This window comes from Cyanobacterium sp. Dongsha4 (assembly GCF_036345015.1).
GTDB lineage: Bacteria > Cyanobacteriota > Cyanobacteriia > Cyanobacteriales > Cyanobacteriaceae > PCC-10605.
Window position 1 is genome coordinate 58105 of record NZ_CP084098.1, and the last position, 19517, is coordinate 77621.

General features: G+C 33.3%; 12 protein-coding genes. 10 read left to right on the top strand and 2 right to left on the bottom strand.

Annotation, left to right across the window (positions count from 1 at the left end; translation table 11 throughout):
* Positions 1-26: 26 nt before the first annotated feature.
* The 5 genes from Dongsha4_RS00260 (at position 27) to Dongsha4_RS00280 (ending at position 12964) form a co-directional block, all read left to right on the top strand.
* Positions 27-1490, top strand: a complete 1464-nt coding sequence (locus Dongsha4_RS00260; protein ID WP_330205473.1) for a phosphopantetheine-binding protein — start codon at positions 27-29, stop codon at positions 1488-1490.
* 116 nt (positions 1491-1606) lie between these two features.
* Complete coding sequence (locus tag Dongsha4_RS00265; protein WP_330203807.1) at positions 1607-3934, top strand: non-ribosomal peptide synthetase; 2328 nt, start codon at positions 1607-1609, stop codon at positions 3932-3934.
* 11 nt (positions 3935-3945) lie between these two features.
* Positions 3946-4359, top strand: coding sequence for a hypothetical protein (locus tag Dongsha4_RS00270; RefSeq protein WP_330203808.1), 414 nt, complete (start codon positions 3946-3948; stop codon positions 4357-4359).
* 72 nt (positions 4360-4431) lie between these two features.
* Complete coding sequence (locus Dongsha4_RS00275; protein WP_330203809.1) at positions 4432-11760, top strand: amino acid adenylation domain-containing protein; 7329 nt, start codon at positions 4432-4434, stop codon at positions 11758-11760.
* Positions 11761-12178: 418 nt separating this feature from the next.
* Positions 12179-12964, top strand: coding sequence for a hypothetical protein (locus Dongsha4_RS00280; protein ID WP_330203810.1), 786 nt, complete (start codon positions 12179-12181; stop codon positions 12962-12964).
* A 108-nt stretch (positions 12965-13072) separates the two neighbouring features.
* On the opposite strand, the gene Dongsha4_RS00285 is transcribed toward Dongsha4_RS00280, so the two are convergent.
* On the bottom strand, positions 13073-13645 hold the full coding sequence (locus tag Dongsha4_RS00285; RefSeq protein WP_330203811.1) for a molybdenum cofactor guanylyltransferase: 573 nt from the start codon (positions 13643-13645) through the stop codon (positions 13073-13075).
* 318 nt (positions 13646-13963) lie between these two features.
* Here Dongsha4_RS00285 and isiD point away from each other — a divergent pair, with 318 nt between their 5' ends.
* Positions 13964-14176 (top strand): protein IsiD, encoded by a 213-nt coding sequence (gene isiD, locus Dongsha4_RS00290; protein WP_330203812.1) that lies wholly within the window; start codon positions 13964-13966, stop codon positions 14174-14176.
* Positions 14163-15410 (top strand): bifunctional phosphopantothenoylcysteine decarboxylase/phosphopantothenate--cysteine ligase CoaBC, encoded by a 1248-nt coding sequence (gene coaBC, locus Dongsha4_RS00295; protein WP_330203813.1) that lies wholly within the window; start codon positions 14163-14165, stop codon positions 15408-15410. Before isiD ends, coaBC begins: the two co-directional genes overlap by 14 nt.
* Before the next feature lie 94 nt (positions 15411-15504).
* On the opposite strand, the gene Dongsha4_RS00300 is transcribed toward coaBC, so the two are convergent.
* Entirely contained in the window at positions 15505-16482 is a 978-nt protein-coding gene (locus tag Dongsha4_RS00300; protein WP_330203814.1) for a Sll0314/Alr1548 family TPR repeat-containing protein, read from the bottom strand.
* Positions 16483-16975: 493 nt separating this feature from the next.
* Between Dongsha4_RS00300 and ftsZ the strand changes: the two genes are divergently transcribed.
* The 3 genes from ftsZ to thyX all read left to right on the top strand — a co-directional run bounded on the left by ftsZ (position 16976) and on the right by thyX (position 19479).
* The gene (gene ftsZ, locus Dongsha4_RS00305) at positions 16976-18136 is read left to right on the top strand and encodes a cell division protein FtsZ (RefSeq protein ID WP_330205474.1); all 1161 of its coding nucleotides are present in this window, start codon (positions 16976-16978) and stop codon (positions 18134-18136) included.
* 259 nt (positions 18137-18395) lie between these two features.
* Positions 18396-18716 carry a nucleoside triphosphate pyrophosphohydrolase family protein gene (locus tag Dongsha4_RS00310; RefSeq protein WP_330203815.1) on the top strand — a complete coding sequence of 107 codons (321 nt, stop codon included), beginning with the start codon at positions 18396-18398 and terminating at the stop codon, positions 18714-18716.
* Positions 18706-19479, top strand: a complete 774-nt coding sequence (thyX, locus tag Dongsha4_RS00315) for an FAD-dependent thymidylate synthase (protein WP_330203816.1) — start codon at positions 18706-18708, stop codon at positions 19477-19479. Before Dongsha4_RS00310 ends, thyX begins: the two co-directional genes overlap by 11 nt.
* Positions 19480-19517: the final 38 nt, after the last annotated feature.

Here is a 19517-nt window from a genome sequence, read left to right on the forward strand (position 1 = left end):
ATGAAGTAGAAATAGAATTAGTAAATATTTGGCAGGAAGTTTTAAATATAGAAAAAATAGGAATTAACGATAACTTTTTTGATTTAGGTGGCCATTCACTTTTAGCCGCCCAATTAGTCTCTCGTATTTCCAATACTATGGGCAAAGAAATTTCCTTAAAAACTTTATTTTTATGTCCTACAATTGAGCAATTAGCAAAAAAAGTAATAGAAAAATCATATTTAAAATCAACAATTACTGATATAAAAGTTACTCACCTTCACCAAAATATAAAAGAAGCACAAATAAAAATTCCCGATTCTCCTCATTGCCAGATAGAGCGTTATTCTCTATTATCTTTATGGGCAACAAAACAAATAAACGCCGTTGATTCTGTTGCCTTAGCCTATGTTTCTCAGTCTTGGTTAGACAAATATCAGCTAAACAAAAATAATTTTGCTCATACAGGTTTTGAGAATCTTCCTTTTCTCTCTCGAATTATACAAACTCATTGGGGAAGAATTGGTATTGTTATATTACCCCATTTAAGCGAAGAGCTATATAATAATCATGATAGTTTACTAGACTCAGTCATTAAAGCCTTACACTTGAGTAAAATAATTGGTGCTAAAGCCGTTTCCCTTACGGGATTACTTCCATCAGCTACTAATTACGGCTATGATATTTTGCATAGAATTTCCCCTGAAGATAATTTACCCAAAATTACCACAGGACACGATACCACCAGTGCTACAGTGGTATTGTCGATAGCTAATATTCTACAACAAGCAGGACGAAAACTCAATCAAGAAACCGTTGCGTTTATCGGATTAGGTTCGGTTGGTATAAGTACGTTACGTTTAATGTTAAAATGTTTACCGCACCCTCACAAACTTATCCTCTGTGATTTGTACAGTAAAAAAAGTCACATAGAAGCAGTTAGTCAAGAATTAATCTATGAGTTAGATTTTAAAGGAAAAATAAGCATTGCCGTCTCTCAACCAGACATACCTCCTGAAATTTATCAAGCCAGTTTGATTATTGGTGCAACAAATGTACCAGATGTTTTAGACATTAATTTAGTAAAATCAGGTACTTTAATTGTAGATGATTCCGGTCCTCATTGTTTTGATCCTAAAATAGCTATTCAAAGGTTTGAAAAGAAAAATGATATATTATTTACCGAGGGAGGAGTATTACATTTACCTATTCCCCATCACAGACTAATTCACATACCACAACAACTACCGACAGACGTGGCTCAAAATTTAGTCAACTCTTTTTCTCAATTCAATAGTAATCATTTAACAGGTTGTGTATTTTCTAGTCTTCTTTGTTCAAAATTTGACCATTTAAAACCAACTATTGGTAATGTATCATTAACTGAAAGTCAACTCAATTATGAAACTCTGATTAAGTTGAATTGTCGAGGTGCAGATTTACATTGTCAAGAATATTTATTATCTCCTGAAATAATAGCCAAATTTCGTTCTCTATATGGTGAAACTTGATATTTTTACTCTTCAACTATTTCCTCATTAATGCTAATAATAAAGTTTAAAAATAATCATTATAAAAAAATATGAATCAGACTAATTTAATATTCAATAACAATCAAAGTTATAAGATGCTAAAAACACAAAGTGCGATCGCACATGGGGATAAAATTGTTATGCAAAAAAAATCTCCTACCAACGTTATTCAAGCCTTACAAGACTTATTAATAAAATATCCAAAAGGTAAATTCGTTTATATTTCAGACAAAGAAACGCAAGAACAGACTTATAATAAAAGTTGGGATAGAGCAAATCAAATTCTCGCCTATTTACAAAGTAAAGGATTAAATTCTGGCACAAAAGTAATCTTACAATTAGATAACAGTTTAGATTTTATCTGTTGTTTTTGGGGTTGTCTTTTAGGAGGATTAATACCTATTTTAACTCCCATGATATTTAATGGTAATTCAAATAAGCAAAAAAGAAAATTATTAAAACAAATTTTTCAAGATTGTCAATTACCTTTTATCATTACCAAAGAGAAATTTGTAGCAGAAATCAAGGAATTATTAACATTAGAAAATGAAGATAAACTAATTATTATTGATAAATTTGATATTGAAGAAAATACACCTCAACTTTACCCTCGAAAACCTGAAGATTTAGCATATTATCTCCTCACATCAGGCACAACAGGAAAACCTAAACTTATTACTATTAATCACCAAACATTACTTTATCGTCTCTTCCCACCCATAGAAAAATCAACAGATAATACAGATAGTAAAGATAGTAATATCAACACCGTTAACTTATTTCCCATAGAACATATTAGCGGAAACTTATTCACAGTACCCAACACTGAAGTAAAAATTCATTTAGAGATGAATACCTTTATCAAAAACCCCTTAATCTTGCTAGATACTCTGGAAAAATACCAAGCAACTCCAGCCATGATAACCAATTTTATTGCCAGTTTAATTATAGATGCAGTTGAACAATCACCCCATAAAACATGGAATCTTACCTCCGTGAAAGTTATGGGGATGGGGGGGGAAATGATAGACTATAAAATATCTCAACTCTTTCTTAACACATTGGCTAAATATGGAGTCAAACAAAATACCATCAAACCGGGTTATGGAATGTCAGAATGTGGATTAGCTGTGAGGGCAGAAGAATTTATCCTGAAAACATCCCCCAACGGTGACACATTTGTGGAAGCGGGAAAACCTACTGCAGGGCATTCTATTCGTATAGTAGATGAGACAAATCAAATATTATCAGAAAATCAAATTGGCAGAATTCAGTTAACTGGTGTCACCATGACTTCTGGTTACTATAACAATGCTGAAGCAAATCAAGAATTATTCACCCCTGATGGTTGGATTAACACTGGGGATTTAGGATTCATCGATAATGGCGGTTTAACCATTACAGGTAGAGAAAAAGAAACAATTATTATTAACACTTCTAACTATTCTAGTTCTGTAATTGAGATTTTGACTGAGCAAATAGAAGGAGTAACTAAGGGATATACTGTAGCCTGTGGTGTTCGCAGTAAGGGTAGCATGACTGATGAGTTAGCTATCTTTTTCCATTCTTCATTATCCGATAATGAATTAGTAACATTATGCCAAGAAATTAGAATATTAATAGTGAAAGAATTAGGCTTAAATCCTAGTTATTTAATACCTGTAAAAAAAGAGCAAATTCTTCGCACTGGTACGGGTAAAATTCAAAGATTAAAATTAAAAGAAAAATTTGAGCAAGGAGATTTTCAAGATATTATTGAATCAATAAAAAAACAATTACAAGAAAATTTAGCTAATAGTTTTATTTCTCCAAGTAATGATATAGAAAATAAACTTGCTGGTGTTTGGGAGGAAATATTAAAAATAGAAAAAGTAGGCATAAATGATGATTTTTTTAGTTTAGGAGGAAACTCTTTATTAGCTACTCAATTAGTTACAAAAATTAGTGATCAGTTAAATATAGATATTCCTGTAAAAATTATCTTTGAAAAAAATACCATTAGAAAAATAGTCAACTATATCAATCATAACTTAAATAATAATGATAATGATAATGATAATGATTCAAGTTGTATAATTATGATTAATTCTCACGGTAATAAAACACCTATATATTTTATAAACTCAACGGAAATTACTTATAAATTGAATCAATATTTAGATGATGATCAACCTTTGTATAGTTTAAATATATTTGGCTTAATCAGTAAAATAAAAAAACCTTTTGAGAGTTTAACTATCAGTGATTTTGCTGAATATATCATTGATGATTTATTAAAATATCAATCAGAACAATCCTATAATTTAATTGGTTTTTGTAAAGATGGAGCTTTAACTATAGAAATAGCAAAACAATTAAAAGAAAAAGGTAAAAATGTTCATTTGCTAGTTTTAATTGATATTTTTTTAGTAGAACATTACTAGAAAAAATTAAAATGAGAATAAAAAGTTTCAAAGATAAAGAGTTTAAATTTGCTTATTTGAAACAAAAGATTATAGAATATGGTAGTGAATACTTCAGTAAAATCAAAAATAAACTGGGATTATATCGATTATCAGAAAATAAACATCGAAATATTAATATTACAACAACTAATAAAGAGCAACTAAATAAATTTTATTGGAGAGCAACAAATAATTATTGGGAAGCAATAAATTATGAGAATCCACTTATCTATAACGGTAAAATATTGTGTTTTCGTACATCAGAATGGCAGTATGGGAAATATCACAAATTAGAAGGAATAACAAATAATGACTTAAAATTTATTAACGTAGAAGGCTCACATTTTGCCGTGTTTCAAGAGCCTTATATTAGATCATTTGTTCAAGAATTACTCAATAATTAATCGTTTTGATAGATATAGTAAAAATCGTTTAAATTTTTTGTCCTGTAATTGAGAAATAACCATAAAGTTTTCATGAGAAAATTAAAAAATTTTAATCAAATTAAATGTTCATATTTGTTATCTCCCATGCAAGAAGGTATATTATTTGAGTCTTTACTTAAACAAAATTTGGGGACATATATCGAACAAATAGTTATAAATTTGGAAGAAGAAATTAATATTTCTCTACTAGAAAAAAGTTGGCAAAAAATTATTCTTAGACATTCTTTACTCAGAACAAGTTTTTCTTGGCAAGAAACAGAAAAACCAATTCAAATAGTTAATTCTGATGTGAAGTTAAGTTTTCTTTTTTTTGACTATCAAGAGCTATCTGTTGCCGAATATAATGCTAAATTTAAGCAATATTTAACCGAAGATAAAGAAAAAGGATTTGAGTTAAACCAAGCACCATTAGCGAGAATAGCATTATTTAAACAGAAAGAAAATAGCTATACCATGTTGTGGACGTTTCATCATATTTTATTGGATGGTCGTTCTTTTTTTATAATTTTAAAGGAATTATTTACTATTTATGAATCTCTGAGTAAAAGTCAAACATTAGACTTACCTAAAACTGTACCTTATGAAAATTATATTAACTGGTTAAAACGACAGGATTTAGATCAAGCACAAAAATTTTGGCGATCGCATCTTCAAAATTTTACAACACCCACATCTTTACCGATTAATTATAATAACAAAATCAAAAAAGAGCGTTATATTCAAGAATATAAATTATCAGAAAATCTGACTAAAAAATTATATAAATTCGCAGAAAATAATGGAATAACAGTTAATACTATTTGTCAAGGAATATGGGGAATATTACTAAGTCGATATAGTGGAGAAAAAGATATTTTATTTGGAGCGATTAGGGCTTGTCGTCATGGGATAGAAGGTGCAGAGTCAATGGTGGGATTACTTATTAATACTTTGCCTGTAAGAATTAAAGTTAATCCTGATGAATCTATTATTGCATTATTAAAACAAATTAGAAAGCAATGGTTAGACTTGAGAAAATATGAATATACACCCCTATCAAAAATTAAGCAATGGATTGATTTTCCGACAAATATAGATTTATTTAATAGTTTAGTTAATTTTGAAAATTATGATTTTAACGAAGTATTACGCAGTCAAGGAGAAAGTTGGAAAAAGAGAAAATTTCAATTATTACAACAAGCCAATTATCCTTTATCTTTAGGGTTTTGTGGCGGGGAAAAATTACTCATAAAAATAGGATACGATCGCACTTTTTTTGAAGCAGATACTATCAGAAGAATTATTGGTCATATTAAGACTTTATGTCAAGAAATTGTTAATAATCCTCAACAAAAAATATATCAGTTAAACATCTTAACAGAAGCAGAAAAAAATCAGATATTAATTGATTGGAATAATAAAAAAGTTGATTATCCAAAAAATAAATCTATTCATCAACTATTTGAAGCACAAGTACAGCAAACTCCCAATAATATTGCTGTTATTTTTAAAGAAGAAAAACTAACCTATCAACAGTTAAATGAAAAAGCCAATCAGTTAGCTTATTATTTACAAGAAATGGGGGTAAAAAGTCAAGACAAAGTTGCTATTTATTTAGAGCGATCGCACTGGATGATTATAGGGTTATTAGCAATAATAAAATTAGGTGCAATTTATATTCCTTTTGACACTTTATCTCCTCAACAACGTATCAAAAATATACTTAAAAAAAATCAAATTAACTTTATTTTAGGTCAAAAAGATTTATTAGAAAATTTTAGTTTAGAACAAATAAACGCAATTTATATTAATGAAATATCAACAAAAATCAGTCAATATTCTTCATCTAATTTGTCGAATCAGGTTAATTCTGAAAAATTAGCCTATGTAATATTTACATCTGGCTCAACAGGAGAACCAAAGGGAGTTGCGATCGCACATCGTTCAATTATCAATCTTTTAAAAGGTTTAGAGCAATCAGTGTATCAAAATGATAACAGTTATCGAAGGGTGAGTATGAATGGCTCACTGGCTTTTGATACTTCTGTTAAGCAGGTTATTCAACTTTTGCATGGTCACACCTTAGATATTATTCCCGAAGAAATTCGTTTACAACCACGAGAATTTATTTCTTATTTACAACAACATCGAATAGATGTCTTAGACTCGACACCATCTCAATTAAAGTTACTGGTTAATGAGGGATTATTAGACAACATCAACGCACCAAAATATATTCTAGTAGGGGGAGAAGCCATCGACGAATCCTTATGGTTGTCTCTCACCAAAGCGAAATATTCACAGGTGTATAATCTTTATGGGCCTACAGAATGCACGGTTGATACAACAATAGCTAAAGTGAATGCTAGTCATATTAAATCAAATATCGGTAGTGGAATTTCCAATATAAAAACTTATATTTTAGATAGTCATTTACAACTGTTACCTATAGGCATAATAGGAGAATTACATATAGGAGGAGACGGATTAGCCAAAGGTTATTTTAACAATCCCCAATTAACCGCCGAAAAATTTATTAATAATCCCTTTGGGGAAGGAAAATTATACAAAACAGGGGATTTATGTCGTTATTTACCTGATGGAAACATAGAATTAATTGGCAGAATTGACAATCAAGTCAAAATCAGAGGATTTAGGGTTGAATTAGGAGAAATAGAAGGAAATCTTAATCAACATCCTCACATCAAAGATTCTCTTGTTATCGCCTTAGAAAATAGTCAACAAAATAAATATTTAACGGCTTATATTATCCCTGACAACCAAAACAAGATAAAGCAACAGGAATTAACCCAATTCCTTGCAGACAAGCTACCTCAATACATGATTCCCCTTGCCTTTGTGTTTATGAATGCTTTTCCTTTAACTATTAATGGCAAAATTGATGTTAAAGCATTACCATTACCTGACATTGAAGCTAATAGAGAAGATAAATTTATCCCTCCTCGCACTCCCATAGAAGAAACTTTAGTTAAAATTTGGCAAGAATTGTTAGAAATAGAATCTATTTCCATTACAGATAGCTTTTTTGCCCTTGGGGGGCATTCTCTTTTAGCGGTGAAAATGGTTTATGAAATCAAAAAAGAGTTAACTATCGATTTGTCTCTGGCTTATCTATGGGAAAATTCTACCATTGAAAAATTAGCCCTGAAAATTACTCAGCAAAAAATTCTTGCCTTAACTCCCGACACTTTATTTGAGATAATCTCCCATAACAAGTTAGACATTGTTAGTCATTTATCTCTTCACCAAAGGCTTATTTTAGAAAAACAACTCAATAATCTTAACGATGAAACCCTAATTGATGTTAATAAAACAACTCTACCTCAGATTCAACCCCGTTTAGAAGACAAATATCAACCTTTTCCTTTAACTGACATTCAAGAGGCTTATTGGGTTGGGAGAAGCTATAATTTTGAGTTAGGTAATGTCGGGGCGCATGGTTATTATGAAGTAGATACTCTTGACTTTGATTTAGCTAAGTTTGAAACGGCATGGCAAAAATTGTGCGATCGCCATGAGATGCTTCGTGCTAGGATACTAGATAATGGTAGTCAGCAAATCTTAAAAACAATCCCCCCTTACAAAATAGAGATTGTTGACTTAAGTGACAAAGAAGAAACAGAAAGAGAATCAAAATTAATTCAGATTCGCCACCATTTAGAAGCAGAAGTATTAAATTGCACTCAACCACCTTTATTTAAAATTAAAGCAACAAATTTAGGGCAGGGAAAAATCAGACTTCATATTAGTTATGATGTTCTTATTTTAGATGGTTGGAGTATGAGAATTTTATTCCAAGAATTATTCCAACTCTATCATCATCCAGAAACGGAATTATCGTCACTGCAATTATCTTTTAGAGATTATGTCTTAGCCTTGAAACAGATAAAAAATTCCTCTCAATATCAACAGGCAAAAGACTATTGGTTAAAGCGTATCGAAACCCTACCACCACGCCCAGAGTTACCTCTGTGCAAACAAGCTAAAACTATCATTAAACCCAATTTTAAATTAGTAGAGAATAAATTAGATCAACCTAGTTGGTTAAAACTAAAACAAAAAGGTGCAAAAGAAAATATTACCCCATCAATTATTCTCTTAACCGCCTTTGCTGAAGTGTTAAGATTATGGAATAAAAACCCTCAGTTTACTATTAATTTAACCTATTTCGATCGCATCCCCCTTCATTCTCAGATAGATGAAATCGTAGGAGATTTTACCTCCATTGTGTTATTAGCAGTAGAAAACAATTTATCTGATAACTTTTTAAGTAAAGCAAAACAACTTCAGAAACAATTATGGTTAGACTTAGATCATAATCTATTTACAGGGGTAGAAGTATTAAGGGAGTTGGCAAAAAAACAACATAGCAACCCCCAAGCCTTAATGCCTATAGTTTTTACCAGTTTCTTACCCCATGGCCATCAAAAAAATTTAACCACACCTTTAATGTGGATGGGAGATATACAATATCGTAGCTCACAAACACCGCAAGTCTGGTTAGACTATGTAGCAGTGGAAACAGAAGGTGAATTAAATCTCAGTTGGAATTTTGTCGAAGACTTATTCCCAGAGGGAATGTTAGAGGGAATGTTTACTGCTTATTTTAATCTCTTACAAAGATTAATCCATGATGATAATATCTGGCATGAAAATAGCTTAAATCTTAAACTCAAAATATTACCTACAAGTCAGTTAATTGTAGATTTAGCCTCATTAAAAAATCCTCCCGTTGTTACTACCCATGAAACTCTATTGCATCAATTATTTACTAAGCAAGTTGCCTATTGTGGAAAAGAAATTGCCGTCATCGCATCGGATAAAACTCTGACTTATAAACAATTATCTCAATTAGTCAATAAAGTTGCTTATGGTTTAGGGAAATTAAAAGTACAACCAAATCAATTAGTAGCAGTAATTATGGAAAAAGGTTGGGAGCAAATAGTGGCAGTATTAGCTATATTAACAGCAGGAGGTGCTTATGTTCCCATTGACAGCAAACTTCCCCCAGAGAGAATCAGGTATATTTTAGATGAAGCGGAAGTAAAGGTTATTTTGACACAATCTACCGTCAATTCAAGTATTTGTTTAAGCGGTGAAGCCCCTAGAAATATTCTTTGTATCGATGAAGTAAAATCGTGGGATTATCCCGATACTCCATTTACTCCAGAGATAATACCCCAAGTAACAGACTTAGCCTATATTATTTATACTTCTGGTTCAACAGGACAACCGAAAGGAGTCATGATTGATCATCGGGGAGCTGTTAATACTATCCTAGATGTTAATGAAAGATTTAATGTCAAAAAAGGTGACTCTATCCTTGCTTTATCTTCATTGAGTTTTGATTTATCGGTATATGATATTTTTGGTACTTTAGCAGGGGGTGGGATAATTGTCTTGCCAGACTCTACTCAAGCTAAAAATCCTTCTCATTGGGCAAGTTTAATTCAACAACATAGAATAACGATATGGAATTCTGTGCCTACTTTAATGACTTTAATGCAGGAATATTTAGAAGATAGTGCTTTTTCTCCTTCAATATCCTCTTTAAGATTAGTGTTACTCAGTGGTGATTGGATACCTGTTACTCTCCCGCAAAGGATTAAATCTTTAGCACCTAATGCACAAATAATTAGTTTAGGAGGTGCAACAGAGGCTTCTATTTGGTCAATTGTTTATCCTATTGATAATATTAAGCAGTCTTGGGGAAGTATTCCTTATGGTAAGGGGATGCAAAATCAAAATGTATATGTTTTGGATGAAGACTTAATTCCTTGCCCTATATGGGTTGAAGGAGATTTATATATTAGTGGTATGGGATTGAGTTTAGGTTACTGGAAAAATCCGCTCAAAACAGAAAATTCTTTTATTACTCATCCTCAAACTGGAGTAAGATTATATCGCACTGGGGATTTAGGTAGATATTTGCCTGATGGTAACATTGAATTTATCGGCAGAAAAGATTTTCAAGTCAAAATACAAGGTAATCGAGTTGAGTTAGGAGAAATTGAAGCAGTTTTAAGACAGATTGCAGAAGTAAAAGAGGTAGTAATAAATTCCATCGGAGAATCACAGCAAGAAAAACGTCTTATTGCCTATCTAACGACTTCTAAAACCATAAATACCGATGATATACGAAAGTTTTTAGCTCAAAGACTGCCTGATTACATGATACCTGCCCATTTTATTATTTTAGAGCAGTTACCTTTGAATAGTAACGGTAAAATCGATCGCAATTCTCTTCCTATCCCTTCTGTAGAAACAACGGTAACATCTTCACCTCTTTTTGCTTCTGTGTCTCCTCAAGTAGAGAAAATTACTTTAATAGTAGCGGAAATTCTTAATTTAGATACCGTTAAACCTGATGATAATTGGTTGAGTTTAGGTGCAACTTCCATTGATATGATTCGTATTGCTAATCGTTTAGATAATGAGTTTGCTTTTCGCCCAACTATAGATCAATTGTATCAAGAAGGAAATGCGATCGCCATCAGTAAGTTATTACCCATTGAATCCTCTTTAGATGTTAGCTTTAACCCTGCTTTGAAAGGAATAATCCCTCGTAAGAAACCTAAGAAAAAAGATTATGATTTGATTATTGATCCTCAAGAGCGTAAACTATTCACAGAGCGTCAACATGGTTTAAGAAATGATATAAATAAACCTGTTATTTGTCTGTCTAAATCAACTCTTGAGTTAAGGAATTATCAACAAAGGGCAAGTATTCGGGAATTTAGTCAAGAAATTATTTCTCTAACAGAATTGAGTCAGTTTTTAACACACTTATCTCAAATCAAACTCAATAATAATCCTAAATATCTCTATCCTTCGGCTGGTAGTTTATATCCGGTGCAAACTTATTTATTTATTAAACCAGAGAGAGTAGAGGGTATTAATGCAGGTATTTACTACTATCACCCAGTTAATCATAATTTAACCCAATTATCTCCCATTGAATATTTAGATGATACTACTTATGAAAAACTGGTAAATCGCCCTATTTATCAATCTTCTGCCTTTGCCATATTTTTTATTGCTAAAATGGATGCGATCGCACCTCTTTATGGAGAATATGCTCGTGATTTTGCTTTAATAGAAACTGGTGCAATGGTTCAATTGCTTATGAATAAAGCCTTTGAGTGTAATTTAGGAATATGTGCGATCGGTAGTGTGGATTTTGCCAAGATAGAGGAATTTTTTGATCTCAGTGAGGAACATTTATTATTACACTCTTTACTAGGTGGGAAAATATCCCCTACAATTCGAGAGAGTCAGAATAATAATTTATCTGATATTTATTGGTTGAATAATAAGCAACAAGAAGAAGACAAAGAAAGAGAACAATTTGAATTTTAATTTTATAACTTTATAATATGGAAATTGGGGTTCAAGTGTAATTTTCCTTTTTTTATTTTGTTGTTGAGGGTATTGTGAAGCACTTTCTCTAGGCAAATCGATTAGGAGAAGTAGCAGAGTTTATCAAGTTACTCAAAATAGTCTTGGTGCATAGCTAGATAAAAAAGTAAATTGGGGCGATCGCACTCTTGAAATGATTATTGATATATTAAGTGCATTAAAAAGTATATTAGGTACATTAAAAGCAGGAGGCCGGGCTATTTCATTCTAAAAACGTCATTACCGATAAAGGTTATCGAGGGTGGATAAAGGAGAGTTTGCCCTTTGCCTTAGCTTAATTACGAAATAAAATTTATCATCTTGGTTTCATATTTCCCCGTTAAAATCAGATTACGGGTAAAAGTAGGAGCTAAAGAAAATGTTATACCCCCATCGTTTAATTTCTTTTGTTTGTTTAAGTATATTTTCCTCAACGCCTTTAATTTTTAATCCGAAGGTTGAGGCACAAAATGTCCCTGTCTCAGGAGATAATTCCATAATGGAAATTGCCCAAGCAACTCAGGCAGATATGTTGTATAACCAAATGAATCAATATATGGGAGCGGCGTTTCAGGGTATTCCAGTATTTGCTAATGGTTTAGGACAAATGGAGACGATGCAAAATGAACAACAATTATATACTTTATTGCAACAATTAATTCCTATTGCCACTAATGTTGCTGGTAATTTTAACCAAGCCTATCAAATTGGACAACAGTTAACTCCCATGATTCCTGCTAATTCTCCTTATGCAACCATTGTACAACAATGGACTGTGTTAAATGGACAAGGGGCAAATACCTTCGCTAGTTGGATTGATACTTTAATGCCCATGCAACAGGCATTACAAACTCAAAATGTATCTCAAATGGAAAGTGCGATCGCACAAATGCAAAATGCAGTTAATCAAACTATTGCTTTTGGTAATGGATTACAAGCAGTTACTCAACAAACTAATAACATTCTTGCTAGTTATCAAAATGCCCAAACCACAGCAAACTCAGGAAGCTATGGCAATGATATGACAATGGCAGAATATGAAATGATGTCGAGAATGTCGAGTATGATGCACGAAACTAACATGAGCATTCTTGAGGGTATGGGTTCTGATGGAGAATGGCGTTATAATTATGCTACAGGAGAAGATGAATATATTTACTACTAAGTAGGAGTTGACGAAAAAGTATTTATTATTTACCATTGCCCATTGCCTCTCTCCCCTTAAAAGGTTAGAAACAGAGGGGTTTCCCCTTTTGCCTACCTTATATCGAACTCAGGTTATTGATTGATAATCTTGAGCAGTATTACAATTGAATAAAACTTGTTTGTTTTCAACTTGAATAGGTCTAACTTTTTCTTGATTTAACCATCTTTGAAAAGAGCGATTATTTGTTTGTAAATAAATATTCAGTGATGAATAACAGCTACTACGATAAAAGCCACATAGGCAATCCCATCCTTTTTCATTTTGTGGAAGAAAAGCCATAACCTCTGAGGGAATTTTAGATAATTGACTCACCCATAATTCTACTTCTTTTAAAGTCAGGCAGGGTAAATCACAAGCAAGGAGAAAAACCCATTCCGATTTAACATACTTTAGTCCTTGAGCAAATGCCATTAAAGCCCCTTGAAAGGGTTGAGAATCAGAAATAAGAATAACATCAGAAGGTAATATTTCTTTATATTTTTCTATGTTATAGGTAATGATATAAACTCGGTTTGATATTTCTTTTGCTATAGAATAAGTATCCAATAAAAGGGGTTTATTATTAATTTTTAAAAGAGCTTTATCTTGCCCCATTCTGGAGCTTTTACCACCAGCTAATATTAAAGTTTCAATATCCATATATACTTACATTCAGAGTTAGGAGTTAAAGTTAATAAATTTTGATAAAAACAGTTAATCAATTGATTTTTTCGTTTTTAATATGCTATTTTCTCGGTTCTTGAAAATAATTCAGAGGCTTACCTATTATCCATTGCCCTTTGCCCATTCCCTATTCCCTGATACCAATAAATTTCGCACCTCACCATAACGAAAATTGCGATATAAAACTGAGGTTTAATCAAATAAACATTTTTAACAATTTATAAAGGTTAATTATAGAAGTGTAATTTAAAGGTTAAAATTATCTATAGACAGAAAAAGGGAAGGTGAAGATCTATGACTACTTTAACTTTGAAAGAAAAGGATTTTGCTCAGATAACCCCTGAACAAGTTGCCGAAATTGCGGCAAGATTAGAACAAGATGAGTATAATACTCCTTTTGAAGGGTTACAAGATTGGCATTTGTTGAGAGCGATCGCATTTCATCGTCAAGATTTGGTTGAACCCTATCTCTATCTATTGGATATTGAGGCTTATGACGAATCATGATGGTATCAAGTCTAGTTTACATAAAATTCACGTTTTGGTGGCAATTGGGGGGGGAATAGCGGCTTATAAAGTTTGTGAGTTAATCTCCCAGTTGTTTAAGAAGGAAGCCAAAGTTAAAGTAATTTTGACCGAATCTGCCCAAAAATTTATTACTCCCCTTACGGTTTCCGCTTTATCCCGTCATCAAGCCTATACTGATGCAGACTTCTGGCAACCTACCCATTCTCGTCCCCTACACATCGCCTTGGGAGAATGGGCGGATTTGATGATTATTGCCCCTCTGACGGCTAATACTCTAGCTAAATTAGTTTATGGCTTAGGAGATAATCTTCTTACCAATACAGTTCTAGCCTCCACCTGTCCGATTATCGTTGCCCCTGCCATGAATACAGAAATGTGGCTACAAAAATCAGTACAAAACAACTGGCAAAAGTTGGGGGAAGATAAACGTTATTTTTCTTTACATACTAATACTGGTTTACTAGCCTGCGATCGCTATGGTCAAGGTAGAATGGCAGAAGCAACAGAAATATTAACTGCCATTGAATCGGTTATTATTACCAATGGCAAAAGGGATTTAGTGGGAAAAAATGTCTTAATTAGTGCAGGAAGCACTAGAGAATATCTCGATTATGTGCGTTTTATTGGTAATCCTGCCACGGGAAAAATGGGAATTGCCCTAGCCTGTGCCTGTTATTATCGTGGGGCGAATGTAACTTTGGTTGCGGGAAATGTTAGTCATGAGTTATTGCAATATACTCCCCCCATTCAAGTTATTTCCGTGGTTACAGCACAACAAATGGAAAAAGCGATGTTAAGTAATTTTCTTCAAGCTGATATTATTTTGATGGCGGCGGCCGTGGCAGATGTCAAACCAAAACATTATTTTCCTGATAAATTGGGGAAAAAATCGCTACCTCAAAGTATTGAATTAGAATACGTTACTGATATTGTTGCTAAGTTAGGAGAAAGCAAAAAGCCTTCTCAAAAACTGATTGGTTTTGCCGCCCAAACTAAGGATATTGTAACTCCTGCTATGTCCAAATTGATACGCAAAAAGTTAGATGCGATCGTCACTAACCCTATTGATAAGGATAATGCAGGATTTGGAAGTGATACCAATGAAGCAATATTTATCAGCAAAGAAAGAAAACAAACGGTTATACCCTCTACATCTAAACTTCTTTTAGCCCACAGGATACTCGATTTAGTCATTAATCTGAGTTGTGGATAAATTAAATTTCATAGGGAGTGATAAGGAAAAGGGCAAGAGGCAAGAGTGTTTAATTAACTTCTTCCCAATACCCCAATCGCCTAACACCCCAATTTCATTTATTTTGACTTACCATTTTTAATTGATTGATGGTTTCTACGGTTTTCCTTTTTTCCCGTTGTAATGGTTTTTGCACTGCTTCTAAAGGTAATTGGTCAATTTTGGCGATCGCAATATCAAAATTCTTGACCGCTTCTTCTAAAACGAGAATGTTATTGTCTGTTTGTCCTTTTTTCCTCAATATTTGACCTTTTAAGTAATATAATTCTGGATTTAACGGCGTACTTTCTAATGCTTTATTAACAAATGTAAGAGCTAAATCATAATCTCCTAAATCTCTGTAAGCAAGAGCGATACCACGATTAACTAGATACTGGGGAGAAGCATAGGTTTGTAAATTGGCAATAGCCTGTTGAGGACTAGAAAAAGGTAAATTAACCGCTAAAAATAAGTTTAAATAACCTTTAATTAAGTTTAATTCTGGATCGGTAGAATCTATTTTTTCCGCTTGGTCAAAATAGTTAAAAACAGCTTGTAATCTAGTAATAGCTGCGATCGCACCATTACTTTGATATTCACTAGCACCCATTAAAAAATTGCCCACTGCTAAATACAGATTGCTACGCAAAGGATCATCATTACTGATAGCTTTAGCATAATCCAAAGTTTTTTGAGCATAAATATCCAAATTATTCCAATCCTGTTCCGTATAAGCCAAAGAAGCTCGTAAAGCAGAAGCCATAGGATCATTAAAATTGCTCTTTTTCGGTAAAGAAAGATACTCTTTCGCTTCTACATAATTCCCCTCTTCAAATAAAGCCTTAAAAGCTAACTCCGTTTCCTCGCTGATATTACGAGGATTAACCGTGCGAAAAGGATCACCTGCAAAAACTAAGGAAGCACTACTAATCACCGTCAAACTAGATAAAATCCCAGAGGAAATCAAAGACCACAAAAAAGAATGCTTTTTGCCTCTCAAACCATCGAAAAACCTGTAAATAGAACTAAAACGATTCACAAAAACAAAACTCATAACTCATACCATGATAAAGCCTTAAAATAAAGCAATTTGCCTAAAATTTTAACTTAAAGTTTTTCTAGTTTTGACAGTTTAATTTCTGTTGTTCAGTAAGAGTATTGGGTAAAGACAGTTTGAAGATTTGATTTTATAGTTAAATATATTTGAATACATAGACCCAAATTTATATAAAGTTTTCTGAAAAAGAGAACGACTTAAGTTATAATCTTGCTGAGTATAATTATCTAAACAATTATATTAGTTTTCTGCAGGGAAAAATTTTTTCCTGTCACCCTTTGACGCAATATTAAAGGGCTAGATTCTTAAAATTAATGATACTTACTAGATTATCTTCTATTATTTTAATTTTATACTGAAGGGTAATGCCGTCTTTATTTTATTAGCCATGAACGAACCTGATTTCAACCGAGCCAAACAATCTATAGAATCTACTCCGAAAATAAAGTCCCCTAATGGTAGTCACACTCACCCCAATGCAGGGAAAAAAATGCGACCAAAAGATGAGTCTCTTGATTTAAATATGAATTCTAATTCCATTATTCCTAGTAATATCGCAAAAATAAAAGTAATAGGAGTTGGCGGAGGCGGTTGTAATGCCGTCAATAGGATGATCCAAAGTAGTGTGGTGGGGGTTGATTTCTGGCAAATAAATACAGACGCTCAAGCCTTAGCTCAGTCCATGACTACTTATTGTTTACAGATTGGGCAAAAATTAACCAGAGGTTTAGGGGCAGGTGGTAATCCTGCCATTGGTCAAAAGGCGGCAGAAGAATCTCGGGACGAAATAGCAAAAGCCCTTGAAAATACCGATTTAGTGTTTATTACTGCTGGTATGGGGGGCGGTACAGGGACAGGTGCGGCGCCAATTGTGGCAGAAATTGCTAAGGATATGGGCTGTTTGACGGTGGGGGTTGTAACTCGTCCTTTTACGTTTGAGGGTCGTCGTCGAACCAATCAGGCAGAAGAGGGTATTAGAGCTTTAGAAAGTAAAGTTGATACTCTTATTGTCATTCCTAATAATCAGTTATTGGCAGTTATTCCTCCCGAAACTCCCCTGCAAGAATCTTTCCGCATGGCTGATGATACTTTACGTCAAGGAGTACAAGGCATTTCCGATATTATTACCATACCGGGCTTAGTCAACGTCGATTTTGCCGATGTTAGGGCAGTTATGGCAGATGCAGGATCAGCTTTAATGGGTATTGGTATTGGCTCAGGTAAATCAAGGGCAAAAGAAGGCGCGATCGCAGCTATTTCTTCTCCACTAATTGAGTCTTCCATCGAAGGGGCGACAGGGGTGGTTTTAAATATTACTGGGGGAAAAGATTTAACCCTACACGAAGTAAATGCCGCCGCCGAGACTATTTATGAAATTGTCGATCCCAATGCTAATATTATTTTTGGGGCTGTGATTGATGAGAAAATGCAAGGAGAAGTAAGAGTAACAGTGATTGCTACTGGTTTTTCAGGAGAGAAAAAAAATAATCCTGACCGTACTAAAACTATCGCATCACCACCAAACTTAGATTCTCCTACCTCAGAAAACAAGGAAACCGCTAATAACTCCCCTGAAACCGATCCTCAAAGTATATCTTCTGGATTGGACATCCCTGAATTTCTACAACGTCGTCGTTTTCCTCGCAGTTAGGAAAGAGGTTTCAGGTTGCAGGTGTCAGAGTGTTGAGGTATTCGGGTTTTAGGGGGGAACAAGTAATGAGAGTTCTCTATGCTCGTACACTCCTTTCAGTCGTGAACGGAGTTAGTTAGGGGCTAATGGCTATTCGCCCGTACAGGAATTTGGGGGTTTTTAATTTTTAATTATTAATTATTTACCTTTGCCCTTTGCCCTACCTTAACAATAATTAATTCTACGTCAGACGTAAACTCGCTTAATATAAGTTATATAGATGAATTTAAACGAATATACATTAAAAACAAGAGAAACTGCTATATATCCACCAGAAACTTTTTTAGAATATCTGACCCTCGGTTTAGCCAGTGAGGCGGGGGAAGTCAGTGGTGTGGTGAAAAAATATATTAGAAAGGATCAAAATTTGGATACTGCTAAAGAAAAATTAGAAAAAGAATTAGGGGATGTGATGTGGTATTGGGCAAGATTATGCGATGAGTTAGGTTTAGATCCTCAACAAGTAATCGAAAATAACATTAAAAAACTACAAGCCAGAAAAGCAAATCAAACCTTACAAGGAGATGGAGATGATCGATAATTTGGAAATGTTAGATCCTTTATTTGCAGTTGAAGTATTAAGTAAGTGCGATCGCCCCAATTTACTTTGCTATCTAGCTATGCACCAAGACTATAGCGAGGACTTTGTTTATGGTGAGATGTCTAAATTAGCTAGTTATTCAGAAGCAGAATTAGGAGATAGAATCGTCAGAAACTGTGTAAATAAATCCCATTGGGGTATTCTTGAACATCCATCTATCACCTTTAATGTTATCAATTTTCCCCATTCTGTCATGGTTCAAGCCAGAACCCATAGAGTTGGTGTGTCTTTTGACTGTCAGTCTCAAAGATATACTTGTAAGAGAATTTTACGTCTTGCTCAACAAATAGAAGAAACTCCAGAAGATGCTTTAAGTTTAATCGAAAAAGTCTTTTATTTTCGTGGTGTAGCTCATTATTTTGATCGAGAGGGAAATAAATATTTTTACTCCCCAGAAGCCCGTAATCAAGATATTTTATTTACTCAAAAAGCGGTCTTGTATTATGCTGAAAAAGTAAATCAGCAAGGTTACGCTCCCGAACACGCAAGGGATTTATTAACTCAGAATCTCCGACAACATTTTGTCGTTAGTTTTAATGCCCGTAGTTTACTACACTTCTGTGATTTGCGTTTACCAAAAGATGCACAGCCAGAAATTAGAAATTTAGCGGAATTAATTTTTGAACATTTCCAAAATTGGATGCCAGAAGTTGCCAATGTTTATGCGAAGAAAAGAATGGGTAAAAATCTTCTAGCTCCCTAATTTATAACTTAGGTTCACTTAACCAAAAAATCGTTATA

What these genes read in the sequence shown, in the direction of transcription:
- Dongsha4_RS00265 (WP_330203807.1), top strand. Translation starts at nt 1,607, where the DNA reads ATGCTAAAAACACAAAGTGCGATCGCACATGGGGATAAAATTGTTATG.
- Dongsha4_RS00270 (WP_330203808.1), top strand. Translation starts at nt 3,946, where the DNA reads ATGAGAATAAAAAGTTTCAAAGATAAAGAGTTTAAATTTGCTTATTTG.
- Dongsha4_RS00275 (WP_330203809.1), top strand. Translation starts at nt 4,432, where the DNA reads ATGAGAAAATTAAAAAATTTTAATCAAATTAAATGTTCATATTTGTTA.
- Dongsha4_RS00280 (WP_330203810.1), top strand. Translation starts at nt 12,179, where the DNA reads ATGTTATACCCCCATCGTTTAATTTCTTTTGTTTGTTTAAGTATATTT.
- Dongsha4_RS00285 (WP_330203811.1), bottom strand. Translation starts at nt 13,645, where the DNA reads ATGGATATTGAAACTTTAATATTAGCTGGTGGTAAAAGCTCCAGAATG.
- isiD (WP_330203812.1), top strand. Translation starts at nt 13,964, where the DNA reads ATGACTACTTTAACTTTGAAAGAAAAGGATTTTGCTCAGATAACCCCT.
- coaBC (WP_330203813.1), top strand. Translation starts at nt 14,163, where the DNA reads ATGACGAATCATGATGGTATCAAGTCTAGTTTACATAAAATTCACGTT.
- Dongsha4_RS00300 (WP_330203814.1), bottom strand. Translation starts at nt 16,482, where the DNA reads ATGAGTTTTGTTTTTGTGAATCGTTTTAGTTCTATTTACAGGTTTTTC.
- ftsZ (WP_330205474.1), top strand. Translation starts at nt 16,976, where the DNA reads ATGCGACCAAAAGATGAGTCTCTTGATTTAAATATGAATTCTAATTCC.
- Dongsha4_RS00310 (WP_330203815.1), top strand. Translation starts at nt 18,396, where the DNA reads ATGAATTTAAACGAATATACATTAAAAACAAGAGAAACTGCTATATAT.
- thyX (WP_330203816.1), top strand. Translation starts at nt 18,706, where the DNA reads ATGATCGATAATTTGGAAATGTTAGATCCTTTATTTGCAGTTGAAGTA.